Source organism: Microbacterium sp. (genome assembly GCF_049661145.1).
In the GTDB taxonomy this organism is placed as follows: Bacteria; Actinomycetota; Actinomycetes; order Actinomycetales; family Microbacteriaceae; genus Microbacterium.
This window is the reverse complement of the sequence record NZ_JBASZT010000186.1, coordinates 1-7204: the sequence shown is the minus strand read 5'-3', so window position 1 is coordinate 7204 and position 7204 is coordinate 1. Positions and strand designations below refer to the sequence as shown.

8 protein-coding genes are annotated in these 7204 nt (G+C 69.6%); 6 read left to right on the top strand and 2 right to left on the bottom strand.

Annotated elements, in window-relative coordinates:
* The 6 genes from WBP48_RS08175 to lnt all read left to right on the top strand — a co-directional run.
* A partial coding sequence (locus tag WBP48_RS08175) for a WYL domain-containing protein (protein WP_424438756.1) occupies positions 1 to 215 on the top strand: 215 nt, incomplete at its 5' end.
* Positions 212 to 1174 (top strand): helix-turn-helix transcriptional regulator, encoded by a 963-nt coding sequence (locus WBP48_RS08170; RefSeq protein WP_424438753.1) that lies wholly within the window; start codon positions 212 to 214, stop codon positions 1172 to 1174. The genes WBP48_RS08175 and WBP48_RS08170, both read left to right, overlap by 4 nt.
* 58 nt (positions 1175 to 1232) lie before the next feature.
* Positions 1233 to 1469 (top strand): twin-arginine translocase TatA/TatE family subunit, encoded by a 237-nt coding sequence (locus tag WBP48_RS08165; protein ID WP_424438750.1) that lies wholly within the window; start codon positions 1233 to 1235, stop codon positions 1467 to 1469.
* 64 nt (positions 1470 to 1533) lie between these two features.
* Positions 1534 to 2310 carry a twin-arginine translocase subunit TatC gene (tatC, locus tag WBP48_RS08160; protein ID WP_424438759.1) on the top strand — a complete coding sequence of 259 codons (777 nt, stop codon included), beginning with the start codon at positions 1534 to 1536 and terminating at the stop codon, positions 2308 to 2310.
* On the top strand, positions 2307 to 4772 hold the full coding sequence (locus WBP48_RS08155) for a DEAD/DEAH box helicase (RefSeq protein ID WP_424438747.1): 2466 nt from the start codon (positions 2307 to 2309) through the stop codon (positions 4770 to 4772). The genes tatC and WBP48_RS08155 overlap by 4 nt, the downstream gene beginning before the upstream one ends.
* Positions 4773 to 4853: 81 nt before the next feature.
* Positions 4854 to 6443, top strand: coding sequence for an apolipoprotein N-acyltransferase (gene lnt / locus WBP48_RS08150; protein WP_424438744.1), 1590 nt, complete (start codon positions 4854 to 4856; stop codon positions 6441 to 6443).
* 3 nt (positions 6444 to 6446) lie between these two features.
* Here lnt and WBP48_RS08145 read toward each other — a convergent pair whose 3' ends face one another.
* Together WBP48_RS08145 and WBP48_RS08140 are read right to left on the bottom strand one after the other, a co-directional pair.
* The gene (locus WBP48_RS08145) at positions 6447 to 6821 is read right to left on the bottom strand and encodes an RNA polymerase-binding protein RbpA (protein ID WP_424438741.1); all 375 of its coding nucleotides are present in this window, start codon (positions 6819 to 6821) and stop codon (positions 6447 to 6449) included.
* 115 nt (positions 6822 to 6936) lie between these two features.
* Positions 6937 to 7204, bottom strand: a 268-nt coding sequence (locus WBP48_RS08140; protein ID WP_424438738.1) for a glycerophosphodiester phosphodiesterase family protein, incomplete at its 5' end; no start/stop codon positions are given.

Below are 7204 nucleotides of genomic sequence, written 5' to 3'. Positions count from 1 at the left end.
AAGCGGCGCTGCGGCTGCGCCGGCGGGCGGCGGACGGGGCGCCCAGCGAGCAGGGGATCCTCGTGCCGTATGTCGATGTGCACATCTTCGCCGACGAGCTCGCCTCCTATGGTCCTGAGATCCGGGTCGTCGAACCCGCAGCGCTGCGCGCACAGGTGATCGCTCGGCTGGAGCGGACTCTCGCGGCGCACACCGAGCCCGGGAGCACCCCGTGACCGGCTCTCCGCCCCCGGCGACCGACCGGGCCGCGCTCATCCTGCAACTCGTGCCGTATCTCATCGGCAAGGGCGAGGTCTCGCTGACCGAAGCCGCCGACGAGTTCGACGTCACCGTCGAACAGATGAGGACGATGGTCGAGAAGCTCACCGTGATCGGCCTGCCCGGGGACGGTGGCTTCTGGCAGATGGCGAATGATCTGTTCGACATCGACTGGGACCTGCTCGATGAGCAGGACATGGTCGTCATCACGAACACCGTCGGTCTGGAGCGGACCCCGCGCTTGACCGCACGTGAGGCCGCCGCGCTGTTGGCGGGGCTGCAGGTCGCCGCATCCCTTCCGGGCGTGGGCGACAGCGGCATCGTGCAGGGGCTGCTGGCCAAGCTCGCGCGCGGCGCGGCTGCGACGCCCCCCGAGGTCATCGTCGCACCGGCCGCGGTCGACGGGGTGCGTGTCGCTGTGGCGAAGGCGGTGCAGGACGGTGTCGCCGTGTCATTCACCTATCAGGCGCCGGATGCCGCGCCCACCACACGCACCGTCGATCCGGTCAAAGTTCACATCGCTTCAGGACAGTGGTATCTGCAGGGATGGTGCCACCTGCGGCGCGCGATGCGGACGTTCCACTTGGACCGGGTATCCGACGTGCGGCTGACGGACATCGTCAGCACACACGGCGACGATGCCGTGCCCGCGCTGTTCGAGGCATCCGCCGGCGACGTCGAAGTCGAGGTCCGCTATCGCACGGCGGCGGCGCCGCTGCTGGCGGACTACGTCGTCGTCGACGATAGTGAGACGGCGCCCGCCGGGACCCGCAGCGCGCGCATCCGAGTCGGCGACGAGCGCAGCCTCAAACGTGTGGCGGCTCACCTCGGCGGCGAACTCGAGGTCGTCGCCCCGGCCGGTGCCCGCCGGGCTGCCGCCGCATGGGCGGAGGCAGGGCTCGCCCAGTATCGGTGATCGCGCCTTCTGACGCCGGGTAGACTGACCCATATTCCCCCTACCCGAGGAGACGCTCATGCTCGGAGGCTTGACCGGCTGGCACCTGCTGGCTCTCGTCGTCATCATCCTGCTCCTGTTCGGGGCCGCGAAACTCCCGGCTCTGGCCAAGAGTGTCGGCCAGTCCGCCCGCGTGTTCAAGGGCGAGATGAAGGCGATGAAGGAGGACGACGCGCCACCCCCCGCCGCCGGCAGCGGCACGAGCACCACCGCGGCGGCGCCGGAGCCTGGCGCCGGTACCGACACCAAGCCCTGACCCCATGGCCACGGTCGGTTCCGTGCGCATCGCCGGAGAGGACGGCCCACGTCGCGATCGTCGGATGCCGTTGGCCGAGCATCTCATCGAGTTGCGGCGGCGTTTCGTCATCGGCGTGCTCGCTCTCGTGGTCGGGATGGTCGTCGCCTGGATCTTCACCGACGCGATCATCTGGGCGATGACCGAGCCGATCCGCATCGTCGCCGAACAGCGCGGCGATGAGGAACTCGTCACCCTGATGTACCAGAGCATCACGGGTCCGTTCGACATGCGGCTGCGGATCTCCCTCGCCGTCGGCATCATCATCTCCGCCCCGGTCTGGCTCTGGCAGCTGTGGGCGTTCCTGGTCCCCGGGCTCACACGCAAGGAGATCCGATACACGATCGGATTCGTGTGCGCTGCGATTCCGCTCTTCGCCGCGGGAGTCTTCGTCGGGTGGCTGATCATGCCGCACATCGTGGAACTGATGGCATCGTTCACGCCGGAGGGCACGTCCAACGTCTACGACTCGAAGTACTACTACGACTTCGTGTTCAAGCTTCTCCTGGTCGTCGGGGTGTCGTTCGTGCTGCCGGTGTTCCTGGTGGCCCTCAATCTCGCCGGAATCATGAGCGGCATGGCGATACTGAAGGCATGGCGCATCGCCGTGCTCGCGGCCGCTGTCTTCGCCGCGCTCGCCACTCCCGCCGCAGACATCGTCAGCATGCTGATGCTGGCCGGCATCCTCGTGGTCCTTTTCTTCGCCGCCGCCGGGCTGTCGATGCTGTTCGACCGCCGTCGCGCGAAGCGTGACGCGGCCGCGGGGCTCTTGCCGTCGGCGATCTCGGACGAAGGCGCGTGACCGATCCCGCCGCGCGCTACGCGTTGGCGCAGCAGCGCCGGGCACATCCGCTCACGGCTGCGTTCGCCGACGATCAGGCGTTCCAGTTCGATCCCTTTCAGATCGCCGGCTGTCAGGCGCTCGAAGACGGGCGCGGCGTCCTGGTCGCCGCGCCTACCGGGGCGGGCAAGACCATCGTGGGGGAGTTCGCCGTCCACCTGGCGATGCAGGAGCCCGGCGACAAAGCCTTCTACACGACGCCGATGAAGGCCCTGTCCAACCAGAAGTTCCGCGAGCTCCAGCAGGTCTACGGCGAGGACCAGGTGGGCCTGCTCACCGGCGACACGAACATCAACGGCAACGCGCGCGTCGTCGTGATGACCACCGAGGTGCTCCGCAACATGCTGTACGCCGGTTCGCCGGCGCTCCGAGGCCTGCGGTACGTCGTGATGGACGAGGTCCACTTTCTCGCCGATCGTTTCCGCGGTGCGGTCTGGGAAGAGGTCATCATCCACCTGCCATCGCACGTGCGGCTCGTGTCGCTGTCGGCGACGGTGTCCAACGCGGAGGAGTTCGGCGACTGGCTCGATACAGTGCGCGGCGACACCGCCGTGGTCGTCTCGGAGATCCGGCCCGTGCCGCTGGAGCAGCACATGCTCGTGCGGGGCGATCTGCTGCCGCTGTTCGACGAACGCGCGGGCGTTGCGACGGCCCAGGTGAATCGGGAACTCATGCGGCTGCGGTCGGTCAAGGGCGCGAACTTCGAGAACAACCGGCGTGCACAGGAATTCCGATCGAGCGGCGGCTACGCTTCCGGACGGCGCCCGCCGCGCGGCGGCAAGCGCCCCGTGCGGGCGGGAGGCGTGCAGCGCATCGAACGGATCGACCGCCCGCAGGTCGTGGAACTGCTCGCGCGGGCGAACCTGTTGCCGGCGATCTTCTTCATCTTCAGTCGTGCCGGGTGCGAGGCCGCCGTGCAGCAGGCGCGCCGCGCCGGTGTACGCCTGACCGATCGTGACGAGCGCGACGAGATCCGGCGTGTCGTCGAAGAACGCACGGCAGCGCTTCCCGATGAGGATCTCGCGGTGCTCGGGTTCTGGGAGTGGCGCGAGAACCTGGAGCGGGGCATCGCCGCCCACCACGCGGGACTACTGCCGGCGTTCAAGGAGATCGTTGAGGAGTTGTTCCAGCGCAAGCTCGTCAAGGTTGTGTTCGCGACCGAGACGCTCGCTCTCGGCATCAACATGCCGGCGCGCACCGTCGTGCTGGAGAAGCTTGAGAAGTTCAACGGCGAGGCGCGCGTCGCGATCACGTCGGGGGAGTACACGCAGCTGACCGGTCGGGCGGGGCGCCGCGGCATCGACGTCGAGGGGCACGCCGTCATCCAGTGGACCGAGAGCCTCGATCCGCAGGCCGTTGCGGCGCTCGCTTCGCGGCGCACCTACCCGCTGAACTCGAGCTTCCGCCCGACGCATAACATGGCCGTCAACCTCATCGACCGGTTCGGGCGCGCCCGTGCCCGCGAGATCCTGGAATCGTCGTTCGCGCAGTTCCAGGCCGATCGCGCTGTCGTGTCCCTCGCGCGCGAGGTGAAGGATGCCGAGACCTCGCTCGACGGCTATGCGAAGGCGATGGCGTGCGATCGCGGCGACTTCGCAGAGTTCGCGCGCCTGCGCCGTGAGCTCACCGACCTGGAGCGCAAGGGCGACCGCCCCGGCCCGTCGAAGGCGCGCGAGCAGCGTCAGGAACAGATCGAGAAGCTGCGGCGGCAGCTGAAGCGGCATCCGTGCCAGACGTGCCCCGACCGTGAGAAGCACGCCCGCTGGGCGGAGCGGTACTGGAAGCTTCGCCGACACACCGACAAGCTGCGTCAGCAGATCGAGACGCGCACCGGCACCGTCGCGCGCATCTTCGACCGGGTCGTGGACGTGCTCGCCGCCCTCGACTACGTCGCCGTCGTAGCGGACGGCACGGCCACGCTGACCCCGGCCGGCGCCACCATGAAGCGCATTTACGGCGAACGGGACCTGCTCGTGGCCGAGTCGCTGCGCACCGGCATCTGGACCGAGCTCGACCCGGCATCGCTCGCCGCCCTCGCCTGCTGCCTCGTGTACGAGCCGCGCCGCGACGAAACGGGCCCGGGGGAGCAGGGTCTGCCCCGCGGCGCGTTCCGCACGGCGCTCACCGCGACGCAGGCGCTGTGGTCGCGGCTGGACGACCTCGAGCAGGATCACCGGCTGCCCGGGTCCGCGCCGGTCGCGACCGGGCTTGCGCAGGCGATGCACTCGTGGGCACGCGGGCGGAGCCTCGACGTCGTGCTGCGGGAGGCGGACCTCGCGGCGGGTGACTTCGTGCGCTGGGTGAAGCAGACGATCGACCTGCTCGACCAGCTGTCGATCGTCGCCGACCCGCCCGTCGCGGTGACCGCACGTCGTGGCCTCGACGCGGTGCGCCGCGGGATCGTCGCCTACGGCTCCGTGTGACCGCACCCCGCCCGTTGAGCGAGGAGCGCAGCGACGAATCGAAACGCCGCCACGCAGAGCCGGCGAGTTAGGCTCGAACCCGTGCCCGATCGCCCCCGCCCGCCGCTGCCGCTGTGGGGCGCGGTCGCTGCCGCCGCGGCGGCGGGCCTCATCCTTACGCGGGCCTTCCCCGCATCCGGCTGGTGGCCCGTCGTCTTCGTGGCGGTACCGCTCGCACTCGTGAGCCTCATCGGGCGCCGTGCCTGGGCCGCTGTGCTCGTCGGTGCCGTGTTCGGTGCCGCGCTGTTCTTCCTCAACCTGTCCTTCACCGCCCGCTACCTGGGCCCCGTGCCGTGGCTCGCCCTCTCCGGCCTCGAGACAACTCTGACGGCCGTGATGGCCGTGCCGATCACGCTCGCCTACCGATGGATGCCCCAGCTCGGCCACCGCACCGCTGGCGCCGTCGGGCGCTTCGTGGCGCTCCCTGCGCTCGTGGCGGGGCTGTGGGTCAGCCGCGAGGAACTGCTGGGCACGTTTCCCTACGGCGGGTTCCCGTGGACGCGGCTGGCGGTGACACAGGCATCGTCGCCGCTGGCGGAGATCACGTCGTGGACTGGCATGAGCGGGCTGTCCTTCCTCATCGTGTTCGCGTGCGCGTCGGCCGTCGAACTCGTCCGCAGCGGACGCCCGCGGCGGCACACCGTGTCCCGTGGTGTGCCCGCCCTGCTGACGGTGGTCATTCTGTTCGCGGCGCCGCAGTTTCCCACGACGGATGCCGGCAGCATCCGCGTCGGCGCCGTGCAGGGCAACGGGCCGGCGGGGTACTTCGATGAGCGGGAGCCTTATGACGTGCTGCGCGCGCAGCTCGCTGCGACGGAGCCCATCGAGGACGAACACCTCGATGCGCTGCTGTGGCCGGAGGGCGGCGTCGACGCCGACCCGACGGCGAACGAGTCGGTGGCGCACGCGCTCGACGCGCTGTCGGCGCGCATCGACGCCCCGCTGCTGATCAGCGCTGTGACCCAGCGCGGCGACGAGTACTTCAACTCCTCGCTCGTGTGGCGGTCAGGGGCGGAGAACCCGACGCAGATGTACGACAAGCGGCATCCTGTGCCATTCGGCGAGTACGTGCCGGACCGTTGGTTCTACAATCTGCTGGCCCCCGATCTCATCGGACTGATCCAGCGCGAGTACACCCCCGGCACGGCGCCCCCGATCGCCCTGGTTGACGGGGTCGGCGTCGGGCTCGCGATCTGTTTCGATGTCATCTACGACGACGTCATCCGCGACGGGGTGTTCGCGGGCGCGGAGGTCTACACGTTCCAGACGAACAACGCGGATTTCCGCGGCACCGACGAGAACCTGCAGCAGCTCGCGTTCGCCCGAATGCGCGCCATCGAGGCGGGGCGGTCGGTCGTCAACCTCTCCACCGTCGGCACGAGTCAGGTGGTCGGTCCCGACGGCGTCACACTCGATGCCCTTCCCGCCGACGCGCCTGGCGCGATGGTCACCGACGTGCCGTTGCGGAGCGGACTCACCGCGGGGATCGTGGTGGGCGCAGGCATCCAGAACCTGTTGGGCTGGGGGAGCCTTCTCACCCTCGTCGTCATCGGATGGCTCGCCCGCCGCCGACGGGACGCCGAAAACGCCGGCTCCCCCGCAGGGAAGTCCGGCGTCGGCGGTCGGAAGTGAACGTCAGGCGCTGAGTCGGGCGCCGTCCTGCGCGCCACGGCGAGAGCGCAACAGAGTCAGACGCTCTTCGAGCAGTTCCTCGAGCTCGGGGATGGTGCGGCGCTCCATCAGCATGTCCCAGTGGGTGCGGGGCGCCTTGTCGCCGGAGTGGTCGACCTCGACGACGGTGTCGCCGTCGCGGCGGACGGCCTCGGCGCCGCAGGTGCGGCACTCCCAGGCTTCGGGAAGCTCGGCGTCGGCCGCGAAGGTCATGACGGTTTCGCGCCCGCACTGGGTGCAGACGTACGTGTGGTTGGCGCGCTCGTGGAACACGACGCCTTCTTCGCTCTGTAGGCTGGAGGCGCCGAGTCGGATACCGCGCAGGCTGCGATCTGCCATTGTGTGGTCCTCTCGTCGTGTCAGGTATAACGTGCGCACCTGAGTGCATCATCCGAACGGATGCCGCCGGAGCGCCTTTCACAGCGGATGCTCAGGCCGCCGTCGGCGTCTTTCGTCAGGCGTGGGCGGCGACCGCGCGCAGCGCCAGATCGGTGCGGTCGGTGACGAGTCCGTCGACCCCGAGCTGGAGCAGCCGCACCATCTCCGCGGGATCATTCACGGTCCACACATGCACCTCCACGCCGGCCGCATGCGCGGCGCGCAGCAGGCGCGGCGTGACGATGCGCAGCGCGCCATGGCGCTCGGGAACCTGCAGCGCGTCGATCCCGCGCAGGGCGCGCCGCGCCAGCGCGGCAGAGCCGGTCGCGACCGCCGCGAGGACG

Coding starts and splice junctions, on each gene's coding strand:
- WBP48_RS08165 (WP_424438750.1), top strand. CDS start 1,233: ATGCTCGGAGGCTTGACCGGCTGGCACCTGCTGGCTCTCGTCGTCATC.
- WBP48_RS08145 (WP_424438741.1), bottom strand. CDS start 6,821: ATGGCAGATCGCAGCCTGCGCGGTATCCGACTCGGCGCCTCCAGCCTA.
- tatC (WP_424438759.1), top strand. CDS start 1,534: ATGCCGTTGGCCGAGCATCTCATCGAGTTGCGGCGGCGTTTCGTCATC.